Source organism: Streptomyces sp. sk2.1 (genome assembly GCF_008120935.1).
In the GTDB taxonomy this organism is placed as follows: domain Bacteria; phylum Actinomycetota; class Actinomycetes; order Streptomycetales; family Streptomycetaceae; genus Streptomyces.
This window is the reverse complement of the sequence record NZ_RDBO01000040.1, coordinates 2,696-18,864: the sequence shown is the minus strand read 5'-3', so window position 1 is coordinate 18,864 and position 16,169 is coordinate 2,696. Positions and strand designations below refer to the sequence as shown.

General features: G+C 70.4%; 16 protein-coding genes. 12 read left to right on the top strand and 4 right to left on the bottom strand.

The features are described from left to right. Positions 1 to 38: 38 nt before the first annotated feature. Entirely contained in the window at positions 39 to 830 is a 792-nt protein-coding gene (locus EAO76_RS14480; RefSeq protein WP_148836359.1) for a sugar transferase, read from the bottom strand. 349 nt (positions 831 to 1,179) lie between these two features. Here EAO76_RS14480 and dnaK point away from each other — a divergent pair, with 349 nt between their 5' ends. The 5 genes from dnaK to EAO76_RS14455 all read left to right on the top strand — a co-directional run bounded on the left by dnaK (position 1,180) and on the right by EAO76_RS14455 (position 6,265). Beyond that, positions 1,180 to 3,033, top strand: a complete 1,854-nt coding sequence (dnaK, locus tag EAO76_RS14475; protein WP_148836358.1) for a molecular chaperone DnaK — start codon at positions 1,180 to 1,182, stop codon at positions 3,031 to 3,033. Further along, positions 3,030 to 3,680, top strand: a complete 651-nt coding sequence (gene grpE, locus EAO76_RS14470; protein WP_148836357.1) for a nucleotide exchange factor GrpE — start codon at positions 3,030 to 3,032, stop codon at positions 3,678 to 3,680. The genes dnaK and grpE overlap by 4 nt, the downstream gene beginning before the upstream one ends. Before the next feature lie 93 nt (positions 3,681 to 3,773). Beyond that, entirely contained in the window at positions 3,774 to 4,952 is a 1,179-nt protein-coding gene (gene dnaJ / locus EAO76_RS14465) for a molecular chaperone DnaJ (RefSeq protein WP_148836356.1), read from the top strand. A 1-nt stretch (position 4,953) separates the two neighbouring features. Further along, complete coding sequence (locus EAO76_RS14460; RefSeq protein ID WP_148836355.1) at positions 4,954 to 5,400, top strand: heat shock protein transcriptional repressor HspR; 447 nt, start codon at positions 4,954 to 4,956, stop codon at positions 5,398 to 5,400. Positions 5,401 to 5,761: 361 nt separating this feature from the next. Further along, complete coding sequence (locus tag EAO76_RS14455; RefSeq protein ID WP_148836354.1) at positions 5,762 to 6,265, top strand: hypothetical protein; 504 nt, start codon at positions 5,762 to 5,764, stop codon at positions 6,263 to 6,265. Between the two features lie 223 nt (positions 6,266 to 6,488). Here EAO76_RS14455 and EAO76_RS14450 read toward each other — a convergent pair whose 3' ends face one another. Then, entirely contained in the window at positions 6,489 to 7,505 is a 1,017-nt protein-coding gene (locus EAO76_RS14450) for a helix-turn-helix transcriptional regulator (RefSeq protein ID WP_376038744.1), read from the bottom strand. A 113-nt stretch (positions 7,506 to 7,618) separates the two neighbouring features. Between EAO76_RS14450 and EAO76_RS14445 the strand changes: the two genes are divergently transcribed. Together EAO76_RS14445 and EAO76_RS14440 are read left to right on the top strand one after the other, a co-directional pair. Further along, entirely contained in the window at positions 7,619 to 7,912 is a 294-nt protein-coding gene (locus EAO76_RS14445) for a hypothetical protein (protein WP_187438618.1), read from the top strand. Then, positions 7,909 to 8,229 (top strand): (2Fe-2S)-binding protein, encoded by a 321-nt coding sequence (locus EAO76_RS14440; RefSeq protein WP_148836352.1) that lies wholly within the window; start codon positions 7,909 to 7,911, stop codon positions 8,227 to 8,229. Before EAO76_RS14445 ends, EAO76_RS14440 begins: the two co-directional genes overlap by 4 nt. A gap of 134 nt (positions 8,230 to 8,363) precedes the next feature. Here the strand turns inward: EAO76_RS14440 and EAO76_RS14435 are convergent, their stop codons facing one another. After that, complete coding sequence (locus EAO76_RS14435; protein ID WP_148836351.1) at positions 8,364 to 8,768, bottom strand: pyridoxamine 5'-phosphate oxidase family protein; 405 nt, start codon at positions 8,766 to 8,768, stop codon at positions 8,364 to 8,366. 341 nt (positions 8,769 to 9,109) lie between these two features. Between EAO76_RS14435 and clpB the strand changes: the two genes are divergently transcribed. From clpB to EAO76_RS44535, 4 genes are all read left to right on the top strand, one after another. Then, positions 9,110 to 11,722, top strand: coding sequence for an ATP-dependent chaperone ClpB (clpB, locus tag EAO76_RS14430; protein ID WP_148836350.1), 2,613 nt, complete (start codon positions 9,110 to 9,112; stop codon positions 11,720 to 11,722). Between the two features lie 416 nt (positions 11,723 to 12,138). Then, complete coding sequence (locus tag EAO76_RS14425; protein WP_148836349.1) at positions 12,139 to 13,407, top strand: MFS transporter; 1,269 nt, start codon at positions 12,139 to 12,141, stop codon at positions 13,405 to 13,407. Between the two features lie 83 nt (positions 13,408 to 13,490). Further along, positions 13,491 to 14,051 (top strand): YbjN domain-containing protein, encoded by a 561-nt coding sequence (locus tag EAO76_RS14420; RefSeq protein ID WP_148836348.1) that lies wholly within the window; start codon positions 13,491 to 13,493, stop codon positions 14,049 to 14,051. Positions 14,052 to 14,358: 307 nt separating this feature from the next. Further along, positions 14,359 to 14,502, top strand: coding sequence for a hypothetical protein (locus tag EAO76_RS44535; RefSeq protein WP_187438617.1), 144 nt, complete (start codon positions 14,359 to 14,361; stop codon positions 14,500 to 14,502). Between the two features lie 92 nt (positions 14,503 to 14,594). On the opposite strand, the gene EAO76_RS14415 is transcribed toward EAO76_RS44535, so the two are convergent. After that, a complete protein-coding gene (locus EAO76_RS14415) occupies positions 14,595 to 15,770 on the bottom strand; it encodes a pyridoxal phosphate-dependent aminotransferase (protein WP_148836347.1) in 1,176 nt (391 codons plus the stop codon). Between the two features lie 145 nt (positions 15,771 to 15,915). Here EAO76_RS14415 and EAO76_RS45390 point away from each other — a divergent pair. Beyond that, the coding region (locus EAO76_RS45390) for a hypothetical protein (protein WP_222872162.1) at positions 15,916 to 16,169 on the top strand (254 nt) is incomplete at its 3' end.

Genomic DNA, 16,169 nt, shown 5'->3' with positions numbered 1-16,169 from the left:
TACTGGCAATTATCAGGTCTTACTAAGCAGTAACTTAATCAGTCCGTGCTGACACTATCCACTTCTTCCGGTGGGCTGTAGCCGCACCGGCGGTGATCTGTGTCGCTCAGGCGTGCCTTGCCGCGCCGGGTCAGTGCGTGGACCGTCCGGTGCAGCGGGGCGTGGGCGGCCCTCACCAGGATGGCCAGGTCCATTCCCACGTGGTGATGCTCGGCGTAGTGCTGGTCGAGCAGGTCCGGCTCGTCCCAGGGCATTCCGGAGCGGGAGCGCACCTGCGCCAGGCCGGTGAGGCCCGGTTTCAGTTCCAACCGCCAGTGTCTCGCGACGGGGGAGGCGGCGGTGCCCGGGGTGCAGGTTCCGCCCTGTACGGGGGACCCGCTCCCCTCGTACGGGGGCAGGGGTTCGGGACCGACCAGGGAGAGGTCGCCCCGTACGACGTGCGGCAGCCGGGAGAGCGCGTCCAGCCGCAGCCGCCGGGTGCGCAGCGAGCGCAGGACGAAGACGCGGCCGCCGAGGCCGGTGCGGGGCGAGCGGTCCAGCACGCCGCCCGGGGGCCGGCGGACCGCGAGCGCGAGGGCGCCCGCGGCGAGCAGGGGCGAGGTCAGGAGCAGCAGGGCCGAGCCGAGGAGCAGGTCCAGTACGCGCTTGGCCGAGGGGCGCTCCCACCGTCCGGGCCGGAGCCGTGCTTCCGGCCCTGTTCTTGTCCTTGTTCTTGTTTCCGTCCCGGTCCGTGCGCCGGTTCCTGTTCCCTGCCCGGGCCCCGGCCCTGTCCGGGCCGGGTGCCGGGGGGTCGTCCGCCGCCGTCTCCGCGGTTGCCTCTGCGTCTGCATCGTTCGCACCTGCCTGGGATCACGGCCCTGCCGGGGGCGGGGGTCACGGCGGATCGATTGCCGGTTTTGCGTGGCTCACAGCATTTTGTGACAGAACGATCCCATGAGGCGATGATGGGAAGGGGTTGCGCCGCCCGGGGGATGGGGGAGTGTCGTCCGTGATCGCCCCGTATATGCCGCTGTGAGGGGGTGGGCATGCGGGCGAGGGGCGTGGAAGTGGAAGTGCATGGGTGGCGTGAGGCGCGTGCACGATAGTTGAGTCGACTCGGCTCAGGTCTGTTGACAGTGTGGCGGGGGTCGTGCATCCTTGAGTCAGATCCACTCAAGTAGTCAAGCTGGAGGAACTGAAATGGCACGTGCGGTCGGCATCGACCTGGGCACGACTAACTCCGTCGTCAGCGTTCTCGAAGGCGGCGAGCCCACCGTCATCACCAACGCAGAGGGCGCCAGGACCACGCCGTCCGTCGTCGCCTTCGCGAAGAACGGCGAGGTTCTCGTCGGAGAGGTCGCCAAGCGCCAGGCGGTCACCAACGTCGACAGGACGATCCGTTCGGTCAAGCGCCACATGGGCACGGACTGGAAGATCGAGCTCGACGGCAAGAACTTCAACCCGCAGCAGATGAGCGCCTTCATCCTGCAGAAGCTGAAGCGGGACGCCGAGTCGTACCTGGGCGAGAAGGTGACCGACGCGGTCATCACCGTCCCCGCGTACTTCAACGACTCCGAGCGTCAGGCCACCAAGGAGGCCGGCGAGATCGCGGGCCTGAACGTCCTGCGCATCGTCAACGAGCCGACCGCCGCCGCGCTGGCGTACGGGCTCGACAAGGACGACCAGACGATCCTCGTCTTCGACCTCGGTGGCGGCACCTTCGACGTGTCGCTCCTGGAGATCGGTGACGGCGTCGTCGAGGTGAAGGCCACCAACGGTGACAACCACCTCGGTGGTGACGACTGGGACCAGCGCGTCGTCGACTACCTGGTGAAGCAGTTCGCCAACGGGCACGGCGTGGACCTGTCCAAGGACAAGATGGCCCTCCAGCGTCTGCGCGAGGCCGCCGAGAAGGCGAAGATCGAGCTCTCGTCCTCGACCGAGACCACGATCAACCTGCCCTACATCACCGCCTCCGCCGAGGGCCCGCTGCACCTGGACGAGAAGCTCACGCGCTCGCAGTTCCAGCAGCTGACCGCGGACCTGCTGGAGCGGTGCAAGACCCCGTTCCACAACGTCGTCAAGGACGCGGGCATCCAGCTCTCCGAGATCGACCACGTCGTTCTCGTCGGTGGTTCGACCCGCATGCCGGCCGTCGCCGAGCTCGTCAAGGAGCTGACCGGTGGCCAGGAGGCCAACAAGGGCGTGAACCCGGACGAGGTCGTCGCCATCGGCGCCTCGCTCCAGGCCGGTGTCCTCAAGGGCGAGGTCAAGGACGTCCTGCTGCTCGACGTCACCCCGCTGTCCCTCGGCATCGAGACCAAGGGCGGCATCATGACCAAGCTCATCGAGCGCAACACCACGATCCCGACCAAGCGGTCCGAGATCTTCACGACGGCCGAGGACAACCAGCCGTCCGTGCAGATCCAGGTCTACCAGGGCGAGCGCGAGATCGCGGCGTACAACAAGAAGCTCGGCATGTTCGAGCTGACCGGTCTGCCGCCGGCCCCGCGCGGCGTCCCGCAGATCGAGGTCGCCTTCGACATCGACGCCAACGGCATCATGCACGTCGCGGCCAAGGACCTCGGCACCGGCAAGGAGCAGAAGATGACCGTCACCGGCGGCTCCTCGCTGCCGAAGGACGAGGTCAACCGGATGCGCGAGGAGGCCGAGAAGTACGCGGAGGAGGACCACGCCCGCCGCGAGGCCGCCGAGTCCCGCAACCAGGGCGAGCAGCTCGTCTACCAGACGGAGAAGTTCCTCAAGGACAACGAGGACAAGGTCCCCGGCGACGTGAAGACGGAGGTGGAGACCGCGCTCACCGAGCTGAAGGAGAAGCTCAAGGGCGAGGACACCGCCGAGATCCGTACCGCCACGGAGAAGGTCGCGGCCGTCTCCCAGAAGCTCGGCCAGGCGATGTACGCCAACGCCCAGGCCGACGGTGCCCCGCAGGACGCCCCGCAGGCGGGTGCCCAGCAGGCCAAGGCCGATGACGACGTCGTCGACGCCGAGATCGTGGACGACGAGAAGGACACCAAGGGCGGTGCGGTGTGACCGAGGAGACTCCGGGCTTCGAGGAGAAGCCCGACGTCCCCTCCGACGCCACCCCTGACGGAGCTGAGCCGAAGGACGCCCCCTCCTCCTCGGAGAAGGAGGCGTCCCCGGCCGGGGACGCAGCACAGAACGTCGGCCTGACGGCCCAGCTGGACCAGGCGCGCAGCGCGCTCAACGAGCGCACCGGCGACCTCCAGCGGCTCCAGGCCGAGTACCAGAACTACCGCCGTCGCGTCGAGCGGGACCGGACCACGGTCAAGGAGATCGCAGTCGCGGGTCTCCTGTCCGAGCTCCTGCCCGTGCTCGACGACGTCGGCCGGGCCAGGGACCACGGCGAGCTCGTGGGCGGGTTCAAGTCGGTGGCCGAGTCCTTGGAGACGGTCGTCGCCAAGCTGGGTCTGCAGCAGTTCGGCAAGGAGGGCGAGCCCTTCGACCCGACGATCCACGAGGCCCTGATGCACTCGTACGCGCCGGACGTCACGGAGACGACCTGCGTGGCGATCCTGCAGCCGGGGTATCGGATCGGCGAGCGCACCATCCGCCCCGCGCGGGTGGCGGTGGCCGAACCGCAGCCGGGCGCTACCCCGGCCGCGGCCAAGGAAGAGAAGGCAACCGACGAGGAGAGCGGTGGCACCGAGGAGGTCTGACAAACCGTCTGACCACCTCGCGGCCCACCGCCCGGCCGTGCGGAAGGCCCACGGGCCGGCCGCACGGCCGATCGTCCGGAAGGAGGGACGTCGATGAGCACGAAGGACTTCGTCGAGAAGGACTACTACAAGGTCCTCGGCGTCCCCAAGGACGCCACCGACGCCGAGATCAAGAAGGCGTACCGCAAGCTCGCCCGCGAGTTCCACCCGGACGCCAACAAGGGCGACGACAAGGCGGAGGAGCGCTTCAAGGAGATCTCCGAGGCGAACGACATCCTCGGCGACGCCAAGAAGCGCAAGGAGTACGACGAGGCGCGCGCCCTCTTCGGCAACGGTGGCTTCAGGGCCGGGCCCGGGGGCGCCGGGGGCAACTTCAACTTCGACCTGGGCGATCTCTTCGGGGGTGCCCAGGGCGGGGGTCAGGGCGGCGGCGGCTTCGGCGGCGGCGGCCTGGGCGATGTCTTCGGCGGTCTGTTCAACCGGGGCGGTACGGGGACGAGGGTCCAGCCGCGGCGCGGCCAGGACATCGAGTCCGAGGTGACGCTCAGCTTCATGGAGGCGGTCGAGGGAGCCACGGTCCCGCTGCGGATGTCCAGCCAGGCACCCTGCAAGGCGTGTTCCGGCACCGGCGACAAGAACGGCACCCCCAGGGTCTGCCAGACCTGTCTCGGGACCGGCCAGGTGTCGCGCGGCACCGGCGGCGGCTTCTCGCTCACCGACCCCTGCGTGGACTGCAAGGGCCGGGGCCTGATCGCCCAGGACCCCTGCGACGTCTGCAAGGGCAGCGGGCGGGCGAAGTCCTCCCGGACCATGCAGGTCAGGATTCCGGCGGGCGTCTCGGACGGCCAGCGGATCCGGCTGCGCGGCAAGGGCGGACCGGGCGAGCGGGGCGGCCCGGCCGGCGACCTGTACGTGGTCGTCCACGTCGACGCCCACCCGGTCTTCGGCCGCAGGGACGACAACCTCACGGTCACCGTGCCCGTCGACTTCACGGAGGCGGCACTCGGCGGCGAGGTGAAGGTCCCCACGCTCGGCGGGCCCCCGGTCACGCTGAAGCTGCCGGCCGGCACGCCCAACGGGCGCACGATGCGTGCCCGGGGCAAGGGCGCCGTGCGCAAGGACGGCACCCGGGGCGACCTGCTGGTCACCGTCGAGGTGGCGGTGCCCAAGGACCTCGGCGACGAGGCCAGGGAAGCCCTGGAGGCCTACCGCAAGGCGACCGCGGGCCACGACCCGCGGGCGGCACTGTTCCAGGCGGCGAAGGGAGCTTGAGGTGGACGGCCGACGACGCAATCCGTACGAACTGACCGATGAGACACCGGTGTACGTGATCTCGATCGCGGCCCAGCTCTCAGGTCTCCATCCGCAGACACTGCGCCAGTACGACCGGCTCGGCCTGGTCTCGCCGGACCGCACGGCCGGGCGCGGCAGGCGCTACTCGGCCCGTGACATCGAGCTGCTGCGCACCGTGCAGCAGTTGTCGCAGGACGAGGGCATCAACCTCGCCGGCATCAAGCGCATCATCGAGCTGGAGAACCAGGTCGCCGCGCTCCAGCAGCGCGTCGCCGAGCTCTCGGCGGCCGTGGACGGCGCGGCGCAGGCGATGCAGCAGCGCGAGGCGCAGGTGCACGCCTCGTACCGGCGCGACCTGGTGCCGTACCAGGACGTGCAGCAGACCAGCGCACTGGTGGTCTGGCGGCCGAAGCGGTCCAAGGACTGAACCGGGGGACCGGGCGGCGCCGCACGCCGGGCGCCGGGCCGGTCCCGACCGCCGGAGGGGCGGGGAACGAACCACGGTTCGTTTCCCGCCCCTTCGACGTTTCCGGCCCCTCCGGCGTTTCCCGCCCCTTCGGCGTTTCCGGCCCCTCCGGAGTGGTCCCGGCGGTGGTACGGGCGGCCGGTGCGTGTTGTCGGGATGTTCGGCCGAAATCGGATCACTGATCCGATCGGGCCTCGCCACAATGGGCAGGGGGCCGTCGGCGCCCCGTTTCGTCCACCACCGCCACCGCTACCGCCATTGCCATTGCCACCGCCACCGGTGCCGGGTCCGGGCCGACCGGCGGCAGAGTCGGGAGTCACGCATGTCCATGGTCGGCCTCTTCTGGATCACCGGATCGACGGTCCACATAGGTGCCCCGCCGAACGAGCCCAACGCCGGTGTCCTGGTCACCGAGGAGGGGCTGACGGGGATCGGCGAGGAGCAGAGCGGCCAGTGGGCGTGGGAGGACGTCCGGGACATCGAGGTCCTTGCCGCACCCGTGCGTTCCACGGTGGGAAAGACGGCCGGAATCCTTCTGGACATCGTGACCACATCGGCGTTCGGCGGGGTCGACGACGGCCCCGCGATGTTCGTGCACTTCGAAACACCGGAGGGGAAGGTGGAGTTGACCGCCTTCTCGGCCGCCCTCTCCTACGGCGCCGAGGAGTTCGACCTGTCGAGCGCCCTCCTCGAAGCCTTCGCCGACGGCCGGGCCACCCCCGCCGCCCTGTTCGCCTGGGGGCGCGACCACCGGGACGGCACCCCCGGGCGCGCCGAGCGCGAGAGGCTGCTGACGGAGTGGGGCGGGGGCGCGAAGAGGGCGTGAGGGGCCCGTGGGACGCGTCGGGCGGGAACCGCCGCCTCCCGGGGCGGGAGGCGCGGGAAGCGGGCGACCGGCGGGCGCACAGGGCCGGATCGGGCGACACCGGGGCCCGCGGGGCCGCCGGGGCCGCAGCGGGCGGCGTGCGGGCCCGCGGGGCGGCCTTTCCCGTCGCCCGYTCCGGTCCGTCGTCCCGGGCGTTCTCCGCCGGGCCGCGGGCGCGGCCCGGTCAGCCCTGTCCCTCTTCCTCCAGGATTCCCGACCGGGCTATCAGATAGCCGAGCTGGGCCCGGCTGTTGCTGCCGAGGGCGGCGGCGAGTTTGGCGACGTGGGCCCGGCAGGTGCGGACGTTCATGCCGAGGCGGCGGGCGATGGAGTCGTCCACGTGCCCCTCCACGAGGAGTTGGGCGATGGAGCGCTGCACCCCGCTGATGCCCAGGGAGGTCGGCTCGTACTTGACCTCCTCGCGCAGGGGAGCCGCTCTGGTCCACAGCTGCTCGAACACGTTGGCCAGGTACTCGACCAGCCCGGGATGACGGAGTTCCAGGGCGACCTGGTCGTCGTCGCTGGCCGGGATGAAGGCTACGGTCCGGTCGAACACGATCAGACGGCCGATGAGCTCTTCGAGGGTGCGTATCTCCATGTTGTCGTCGGCCATGCGTTCCGCGTACGCGAGCGTGCTGGGGCTGTGGCGCGCGGTGTGCTGGTAGAGGGTGCGGATGCCGATGCCGCGGTGGACGACGGACAGGCCGCGCTCCAGCGACTTGCTGAGACGGTCCTCGCTGCGGCCTCCACCGGGCTGGACGGTGAGCACTTCGGTGCGGCACTCTGCGGTGGCGAGATCGAGGGCGGCGTTGATCCGGTTCACGCCCTCCAGCACGGTGATGGCGTGCGTGGTCGGCGGCCCCAGCGTGCTGATGTCCATGAACGGTTCGAACGATTCCGTCAGCTCGACCGAGTGCCGGCGGCGTTCCAGGATCTCGCGCTCGATGGGGTGCAGATGTTGCGCGAGGGCGGTGGACGGCGGAACGGGCCGGAGCCAGGCCGGGTCGTCGGGGTCGGGATGCAGCAGCGCGAACTCCATCAGGCAGGGCGCCGGTTCCACCTCGATGCGGGCGATGCGTCCCATGCGCAATGCGCTGGCGTAAAGACGTCCTCCTGCCTCACACAGCTCCGTGATCCCATGAGAATGTGTCGGATTTGTGTCGCTTATGGTCATATCGTCACCCCCCAGGTTCTTGCACATGCAGGAACATGATGCATCTACGCAGTGGTGTTCGCGTGCCCAGGTGGGACATCGTCTTAGGTGCGGGGGAGAAGAATCCACAAGTGAGGACGAAGCCGACTATGTATAAGCGAATGCTTCGCTCGGCGCTTGCCGTCTCATTCGTCGCGGCCCTGGGTGTCGGGCTGCTGGGCGGCGGCGACATTGGCTGGAGCGAGGATGCTGTCGCCGGTGGTGACATCGGCTGGAGCGTTCAGGCCGGGGCCACCGGTGACATCGGTTGGCCGGTCGCGCCCGCCAAGTCGTCCGACATCGGGTGGGTCGTCCAGGCTTCGGCCGAGGGTGACATCGGCTGGGTCTCGCCCGCCGACATCGGCTGGGTCTCGCCCACCGGTACCGGCTCCGCCACGGCCCGCACAAGCGCATGACCATCCCGCCGGACGACCGGACCTTCCGGCGTGAGATGGCTACGGCCTACCGATCAGGCTGGCATTTCATCGATCTCGTCACCGCCCTTCCCCGCCGTGGCGACTCGCTGATGGTCACTCTGTTCGGCGACCCCATCGTTGTTGCACGTGAAGAAGACGACGAAGTACGCGCCTACCGGTGCCTCCGCAAGCCGCGTGGAGCTCCGCAGCCCGTTCGCTGCGCGATCCGGTACGACATGATCTTCGTCAACCTCGACCGGCGGGACCACCAGCTGTTCGAGCCAGAGACTATTTCCGCCACCCCCCGCAGTGCCTGAGCGATCCCCCGTCGTTCCATGTCGCTCAGTCACTCCCCCACACAACGGCGCCATCGTGACCTGAACACGATGGCGCCGTTGTGCTTTTCCCGGCCGGTTCCCCCCGGGGCGTCCCGGGTCGGCCGGCCGGACGGTCAGGCCCTGCCGAGCGCCCGGTCCACGGCGATCTCTATGACGATCCGGTCCGGGTTCGGCCGCGGCGTGCGCCCGTAGCGTTCCGTGTAGCGGCGTACGGCGTCGGCCACCGCCTCCGGTTCCGTGCGCACCGTCGCACGCCCCTCCAGCGTCGCCCAGTGGCGCCCGTCGATCTGGCAGACGGCGACCCGTGCCCCCTCCGGGCCGGCGGCCAGGACGTTGGCGGCCTTGCGGGTGTTCCTGCCGGTGATGACCCGCGCCAGCCGGGTCTCCGGGTCGTACGTCACGCCCACCGGCACCACGTGCGGAGTGCCGTCGGGGCGGGGCGTGGTCAGGGTGCACACGTGCCGCGCGCGCCAGAAGGCGAGGTATTCGGGGCCGGGGTTCGTCACGTCGACTGCCATGGGGACAGCGTAGGCAGTGCGCTCACGGCACCGGCCCCACCCCCGTTCCGACCCCGTCCAGACCCGTCCAGACCCGTTCCGGCCTGTTCCGGCCCTGTCCGGGGCCCGCCCCGCCCGGTTCGGGTGGCGGTCTTCGCTGCGGTGGCGGAGGGGCGGGGCGGCCGGTTCACTCGACATGTCGGGCCGGAGCGCGTGCGGGGCGGGCGTGCGGCACGGGAGGGTGCGGCAAGTTGAGCGGAGTGGACTCAACATTGTCTTGAGTGGGGTAGACTCAACTTTGTGCACGTTGACTAAGTCAGTGTTGTGGAGAGGGCAGTCACCGCAAGGAGGAGAAAGCGCACGTGGACGCCGAGCTGACCAACAAGAGCCGGGACGCCATCAACGCGGCCACCAACAGGGCCGTGAAGGACGGGCACCCCGATCTGACCCCCGGGCACCTGCTGCTCGCGCTGCTCGCGGGCGAGGACAACGAGAACATCACCGATCTGCTCGCCGCCGTCGAGGCCGACCAGATCGTCGTACGCACCGAGGCCGAACGACTCCTGGGCGCGGAGCCCAGCGTCACGGGCTCGACGGTCGCCCCGCCGCAGCCCAACCGCGAGCTGCTCGCCGTCATCGCGGACGCCGCGCGGCGCGCGAAGGAGCTCGGCGACGACTACCTCTCCACCGAGCACCTGCTGATCGGCATCGCCGCCGAGGGCGGTCGCGCCGGTGAGATCCTCGGTGGGCAGGGCGCCAGTGCGAAGAGGCTGCTGGACGCATTCGAGAAGAGCAGGGGAGGACGCCGGGTGACCACACCCGACCCGGAGGGCCAGTACAAGGCGCTGGAGAAGTTCGGCACGGACTTCACGGCGGCCGCGCGCGAGGGCAAGCTCGACCCGGTCATCGGCCGCGACCAGGAGATCCGCCGGGTCGTCCAGGTCCTGTCCCGCCGCACCAAGAACAACCCGGTGCTCATCGGTGAGCCCGGCGTCGGCAAGACCGCCGTCGTCGAGGGACTCGCCCAGCGCATCGTCAAGGGCGACGTCCCCGAGTCCCTGAAGAACAAGCGGCTCGTCTCGCTCGACCTCGGCGCGATGGTCGCGGGCGCCAAGTACCGCGGCGAGTTCGAGGAGCGGCTGAAGACCGTCCTCTCCGAGATCAAGGAGAGCGACGGGCAGATCATCACCTTCATCGACGAGCTGCACACCGTCGTGGGCGCGGGCGCCGGGGGCGACTCCGCCATGGACGCCGGCAACATGCTCAAGCCGATGCTGGCCCGCGGCGAGCTGCGCATGGTCGGTGCGACGACGCTCGACGAGTACCGCGAGCGCATCGAGAAGGACCCCGCCCTGGAGCGCCGTTTCCAGCAGGTGCTGGTGGCCGAGCCGAGCGTCGAGGACACCATCGCGATCCTGCGCGGGCTCAAGGGCCGGTACGAGGCGCACCACAAGGTCTCCATCGCGGACTCCGCGCTGGTGGCCGCCGCGACCCTGTCCGACCGCTACATCACCTCCCGCTTCCTGCCCGACAAGGCCATCGACCTGGTCGACGAGGCGGCGTCCCGGCTGCGCATGGAGATCGACTCCTCGCCCGTCGAGATCGACGAGCTCCAGCGCGCCGTCGACCGCCTCCACATGGAGGAGCTGGCGCTCAAGAACGAGACCGACCCGGGCTCCAGGGAGCGCCTGGAGCGGCTCCGCCGCGACCTCGCCGACAAGGAGGAGGAACTGCGCGGCCTCAACGCCCGCTGGGAGAAGGAGAAGCAGGGCCTCAACCGCGTCGGTGAGCTGAAGGAACGCCTCGACGGGCTGCACGGCCAGGCCGAGCGCGCCCAGCGCGACGGCGACTTCGACACCGCGTCCAAGCTGCTCTACGGGGAGATCCCCGGCCTGGAGCGGGAGCTCGCGGAGGCGTCCGAGGCCGAGCAGGAGGCCGCGAAGGACACCATGGTCAAGGAGGAGGTCGGCCCGGACGACATCGCCGACGTCGTCGGCTCCTGGACCGGCATCCCGGCCGGACGCCTGCTGGAGGGCGAGACCCAGAAGCTGCTGCGCATGGAGGACGAACTCGGCAGGCGGCTCATCGGACAGGCGGAGGCGGTGCGGGCGGTTTCGGACGCGGTGCGCCGCACCCGTGCCGGGATCGCCGACCCCGACCGGCCCACCGGATCGTTCCTCTTCCTCGGCCCGACCGGGGTCGGCAAGACGGAGCTGGCGAAGGCGCTCGCCGACTTCCTGTTCGACGACGAGCGGGCCATGGTCCGCATCGACATGAGCGAGTACGGCGAGAAGCACAGCGTGGCGCGGCTCGTCGGCGCCCCGCCCGGGTACGTCGGCTACGAGGAGGGCGGCCAGCTCACCGAGGCGGTCCGCCGACGCCCGTACAGCGTCGTGCTGCTGGACGAGGTCGAGAAGGCCCACCCCGAGGTCTTCGACATCCTGCTCCAGGTCCTCGACGACGGCCGGCTCACCGACGGACAGGGCCGGACGGTGGACTTCCGCAACACCATCCTGATCCTGACCTCCAACCTCGGCAGCCAGTTCCTGGTCGACCCCCTGACCAAGCCCGAGGAGAAGAAGGCGCAGGTCCTGGAGGTCGTGCGGGGCTCGTTCAAGCCGGAGTTCCTCAACCGGCTCGACGACCTGGTGGTCTTCTCCGCGCTGTCCGGCGACGAGCTGGCGCACATCGCACGGCTCCAGATCGACCGGCTCGCCAAGCGGCTGGCCGACCGCCGGCTCACCCTCGACGTCACGCCCGAGGCCCTGGCCTGGCTGGCCGAGGAGGGCAACGACCCGGCGTACGGGGCACGGCCGCTGCGCCGCCTCATCCAGACGTCCATCGGCGACCGGCTGGCGAAGGAGATCCTCGCGGGCGAGGTCAGGGACGGGGACACCGTCCGGGTGGACCGGGTCGGGGACGACCTGCTCGTCGGGCCCGCGACCTCGGGCGGGGCGTCGGGCGCGACCGCGTAGGAGGGCGCCCGGCCCGCCGATGACGGGGCCCCGGCCCGAGGACCGCACGGTTCCCGGGCCGGGGCCCCGTCGTTCGCGCCGTCAGTCCTCCGTGGGTCCGCCGCCACTTCCCTGTCGGGCAGGAGGCGAGGAATTGAGGTGATGTCGGGAGAAAGACGAAAACGTTCACCGTCATCGGTGATCCATTGCCCAACAGCGATATTGAGCCAAACGCCTTGCTCCGCYCCGATGGGTGGGATCTCCCGGCCCGCCCCCGTTCCCCGCCGCATCCCCGGCCCCTGATAAGGGACTTCTGTTCGGGCGCGGGCGGCTTCCACCCGGTGTCGTGCGAATAATCAGGACACCTCGCGGCGTCCGTCATGGCCTGCTCGCAGGCACGCTTGGGGGCCGAATTCGGCAGTCGGTAGCGTGCCCGCATGAACGAGCGGATGGGCGATGAGATAAATTCGGGTCCCAAAAAACCCAGATCTGACAATCTCTTTCACCTTGGCGAATTCCGTACTCTTTGGGCTGCTTATGCCCAGTCGATCCTGGGTGATCAGCTGGCGCGCGTGGCCCTGTCGTTGCTCGTGTTCGAGCGCACCGACTCGCCAGGGTGGACCGCGGCGACGTATGCGCTGACGACCTTGCCCGCGCTGCTGTCCGGGGTGCTCCTGTCCGGCCTGGCGGACCGGTTCCCCCGGCGTACGGTCATGATCAGCTGCGACCTCGTGCGGATGGTGCTGGTCGGGCTGATGGCTCTGCCCGGGATGCCCCTGCCGCTGCTCGCGGGGCTGCTGGTGCTGGCGCAGCTGGCCGAGGCGCCCTTCGGCGCCGCCCAGGGCGCGCTGCTGCCCACCGTGCTCGGCGCCGAGCGGTACGAACGCGGCCAGCGGGTCATGCAGATCACCCACCAGACCGGACAGCTGGTCGGCTTCGCCGGCGGAGGTCTGCTGGCCGCGTGGCTGGGCAGCAACCTCTCGCTGGGCGTGAACGCGTTGACCTTCCTCCTCTCGGCGATGCTGGTCAGGTTCGGCGTGAAGGCCCGTCCCGCGGCGAGTGCGGATGCCCGCAGGAAGCGGCTCGGCGCACAGGTCGGGGGCGCGGCGGGGCTGATCTGGGCGGACCGCAGGCTCCGGTCGCTGATCGCGCTGGGGTGGCTCGCGGGGTTCGTCGTCCTGCCGGAGGGGCTGGCCGCCCCGTTCGCGGAGGAGGCCGGCGGCGGCGCGTACTCGGTGGGACTCCTGCTCGCCTCGCATCCGGCGGGAATGGTGCTGGGGGCGGCCCTGCTGGGGCGGGTCGGCGACGAGTCGCGGCGTCGGCTGCTCGGGCCGCTGGCGATCGGTGCGAATCTGCCGCTGGTCGCCTACTGGCTCGATCCCGGCGTCGGCGCGGCCATGTTCCTGCTGATGGTGGCCGGGGTGTGCTCCGCCTACCAGATCACCGCCGGGGCCACCTTCGTCCTCCTGACACCGGTCGACCAGCGCGGCCAGGCGCTGGGGCTGGCCAGGTCGGGGGTGACCGCCATGCAGGGGGTCGGCGTCGCCCTCGGGGGTGTCGCGACGGAGCTGACCGGCTCGTCGGCGAACACCATCGGCGCGGCCGGACTCCTCGGGGTGCTCTGCGCGGTCCTTGCCGCCGCCGCCTGGTCACGGGCGCGGGCGAGCGATGCGCAGATGATTCCCCGAAAGGCATGGAAGGCATAGGCAGACCCTGGACCCCCCTGGCGGCGAAACGCGGCTAGGGTCGTCGGCAGGAAACCGCGAGCGATCCACAGGAGTACCCAGCGATGTCTATCGATCCGTCCTCGATTCCTAATTTCGGGGGCCAGCCCGAACCGCAGGCCGCAGGACCGGAGGGCCCCGTCGTCCCCGACCAGGACCTCGTCAAGCAGCTCCTGGACCAGATGGAGCTGAAGTACGTCGTCGACGACGAGGGCGACCTCGCGGCGCCGTGGGAGGACTTCCGCACGTACTTCATGTTCCGCGGCGAGGACGAGCAGCAGGTCTTCTCGGTCCGTACGTTCTACGACTTCCCGCACGCCGCGGACCAGCGCCCGGTCCTGCTCGACGCGATCGACGACTGGAACCGCCGCACCCTGTGGCCCAAGGTCTACACGCACACCCACGAGCCCGAGGAGGGCGCCGAGGACACCGAGGTCTCGGTCCGCCTGATCGGCGAGGCGCAGATGCTCATCGGTACGGGCGTCAGCCTGGAGCACTTCGTCTCGTCGACGGTCAGCTGGGTGCGCGCCTCGATCGAGTTCGACAAGTGGCTCAAGGACCGGCTCGGTCTGGCGCCGGCCGAGGAGAAGGCGGACGGCACGGAGCAGGCCGCTCCCGACGCCTGAGCCCGAACCGGCCCACGAGAGCCCGGCCCGGACGGCGGTCCCCGCGACCACCGCCCGGCCGGGCTCCTCGCGTTCCCGGATCTCTTCCCGGTGCTCGGAAACCCGCTCCCGACCAGGGGATTCCAGGTCTCTGCAAGGTCGGTACACGGTCCGCCCCGCAGGGTGGGACCCGTGATCGGCGCGGGGGCGGAACCCTTCGGCACCCCGCACCCGGTCACGGTCGGCCGGCGGTACCGGGGGAAACCGAAGGCTGTACGGGGGAACCCGCCGACCGGCCCTCCACAGCCCTGGGACGAGGGAAACACATGTGCATCGCACGGACGCGGACGAAAACGGCTGCGACACCGGCGCGACGTACACCTACAAGTACGGCGACAACATGCTGGAAGGCGCGTGCGTCAGCCGCCACGACTGGCGGGGCTACCGCGACACCAAGTGCGACCCCTTGTGATCCGGTCCCGCCGGGCCGCCGTGCGCGGCCGGTGACGAGGAGGCCCGCCCCGCGGTGAATCCCGGGGGCGGGCCTCGTACGTCGTGGGGCCGCTACAGCTGCTTGAGGCGGTCCACCGCCTCTTCCAGCACACCCTTCCGCTTGCAGAAGGCGAACCGCACGAACGGCGCGCCCTGCTCCCGGTGGTCGTAGAAGACCGCGTTCGGGATGGCGACGACCCCGCAGCGCTCGGGCAGCGCCCGGCAGAAGGCGAAGCCGTCGCTCTCGCCGAGCGGGCGGATGTCGGTGGTGACGAAGTACGTCCCGGCCGGGCGGTACACCTCGAAGCCCGCCTCGGTGAGCCCGTCGCTCAGCAGGTCCCGCCCGGCGCGCAACTCGGCGCGCAGCGCGTCGTAGTAGCTGTCGGGCAGGCGCAGGGCCTCGGCGACCGCGTACTGGAACGGGCCGGCCGACACGTACGTCAGGAACTGCTTCGCCGAACGGACCGCACTCACCAGCTCGGGGCTCGCGGTGATCCAGCCGACCTTCCAGCCGGTGAACGAATAGGTCTTGCCGGCCGAGCCGATGGTGACGGTGCGCTCGCGCATGCCGGGGAACGAGGCGAGCGGGAGGTGTTCGCCCTCGAAGACCAGGTGTTCGTAGACCTCGTCGGTGACGACGAGGAGGTCGCGCTCGATGGCGAGTGCGGCGATCGTGCCGAGTTCCTCGCGGGTGAGGACGGTGCCGGTGGGGTTGTGCGGGGTGTTGAGCAGGATCAGCCGGGTGCGGGGGGTGACGGCGGCGCGCAGCTCGTCGAGGTCGAGCCGGTAGGTGCGGGTGGACGGCTCGGGGCGCAGGGTCACGGGGACGCGGACGGCGCCCGCCATGGCGATGCAGGCGGCGTACGAGTCGTAGTACGGCTCCAGGGCGATGACCTCGTCCCCGGGTTCCAGCAGGGCCAGCAGGGAGGCGGCGATGGCCTCGGTGGCACCGGCGGTGACCAGGACCTCGGTGTCCGGGTCGTGGACCAGGCCGTAGCGCCGCTGCTGGTGGTCGGCGATCGCGGTGCGCAGCTCGGGGACGCCGGGGCCGGGCGGGTACTGGTTGCCGCGCCCGTCGCGCAGGGCCCGGACCGCGGCCTCCCGGACCTCCTCCGGGCCGTCGGTGTCGGGGAAGCCCTGGCCGAGGTTGATGGAACCGGTCCGTACGGCGAGCGCCGACATCTCCGCGAAGATCGTCGTACCGAACTCCGCGAGGCGGCGGTTGAGCAGCGGTCGTCCCTGTGTCATGGCGGCCATCCTGCGCGCAAGCTCTGGAGTTGCTCAAGTCTGCTTTGGCCGTTCGGGGGCGGGGGAATCCCCCGGTCACGCAGGAAGCGAAGAACGCGCGCGAGCGTGCGGAAGCGGGGGGACCTCGCTTCGGGGGAAGAAAGGCGTGAGGTCGGTGAAGGAATTCGTCGAAATAGTCATCGTGATCGCTCTGGTCGGGACGGTCGTCTCGATCGTGGTGAAGGGGAGGAAGAAGCCGAGGGCGGCGGTCCGGCCGGGTGCGCGGGGGCGCGACGGGCGGCGCCGTTCGGGCGGGGACAGCTGGTGGGCCGGCGGCAACAACGGGAGTTCGTCCTGCGGGAGCGGAGGTGGCTCCTCGTGCGGCGGCGGTTCCTCCTGCGGCGGCGGCTCGTCCTGCGG

Bases quoted from the DNA above. Each gene is read 5' to 3' on its own strand.
- EAO76_RS14440 (WP_148836352.1), top strand. From the start codon at position 7,909: ATGACCATCCCGCCGGACGACCGGACCTTCCGGCGTGAGATGGCTACG.
- dnaJ (WP_148836356.1), top strand. From the start codon at position 3,774: ATGAGCACGAAGGACTTCGTCGAGAAGGACTACTACAAGGTCCTCGGC.
- dnaK (WP_148836358.1), top strand. From the start codon at position 1,180: ATGGCACGTGCGGTCGGCATCGACCTGGGCACGACTAACTCCGTCGTC.
- EAO76_RS14450 (WP_376038744.1), bottom strand. From the start codon at position 7,505: ATGTGCAAGAACCTGGGGGGTGACGATATGACCATAAGCGACACAAAT.
- EAO76_RS14435 (WP_148836351.1), bottom strand. From the start codon at position 8,768: ATGGCAGTCGACGTGACGAACCCCGGCCCCGAATACCTCGCCTTCTGG.
- EAO76_RS14445 (WP_187438618.1), top strand. From the start codon at position 7,619: ATGCTTCGCTCGGCGCTTGCCGTCTCATTCGTCGCGGCCCTGGGTGTC.
- EAO76_RS14415 (WP_148836347.1), bottom strand. From the start codon at position 15,770: ATGACACAGGGACGACCGCTGCTCAACCGCCGCCTCGCGGAGTTCGGT.
- EAO76_RS14420 (WP_148836348.1), top strand. From the start codon at position 13,491: ATGTCTATCGATCCGTCCTCGATTCCTAATTTCGGGGGCCAGCCCGAA.
- EAO76_RS14455 (WP_148836354.1), top strand. From the start codon at position 5,762: ATGTCCATGGTCGGCCTCTTCTGGATCACCGGATCGACGGTCCACATA.
- EAO76_RS14480 (WP_148836359.1), bottom strand. From the start codon at position 830: ATGCAGACGCAGAGGCAACCGCGGAGACGGCGGCGGACGACCCCCCGG.
- EAO76_RS14425 (WP_148836349.1), top strand. From the start codon at position 12,139: ATGAACGAGCGGATGGGCGATGAGATAAATTCGGGTCCCAAAAAACCC.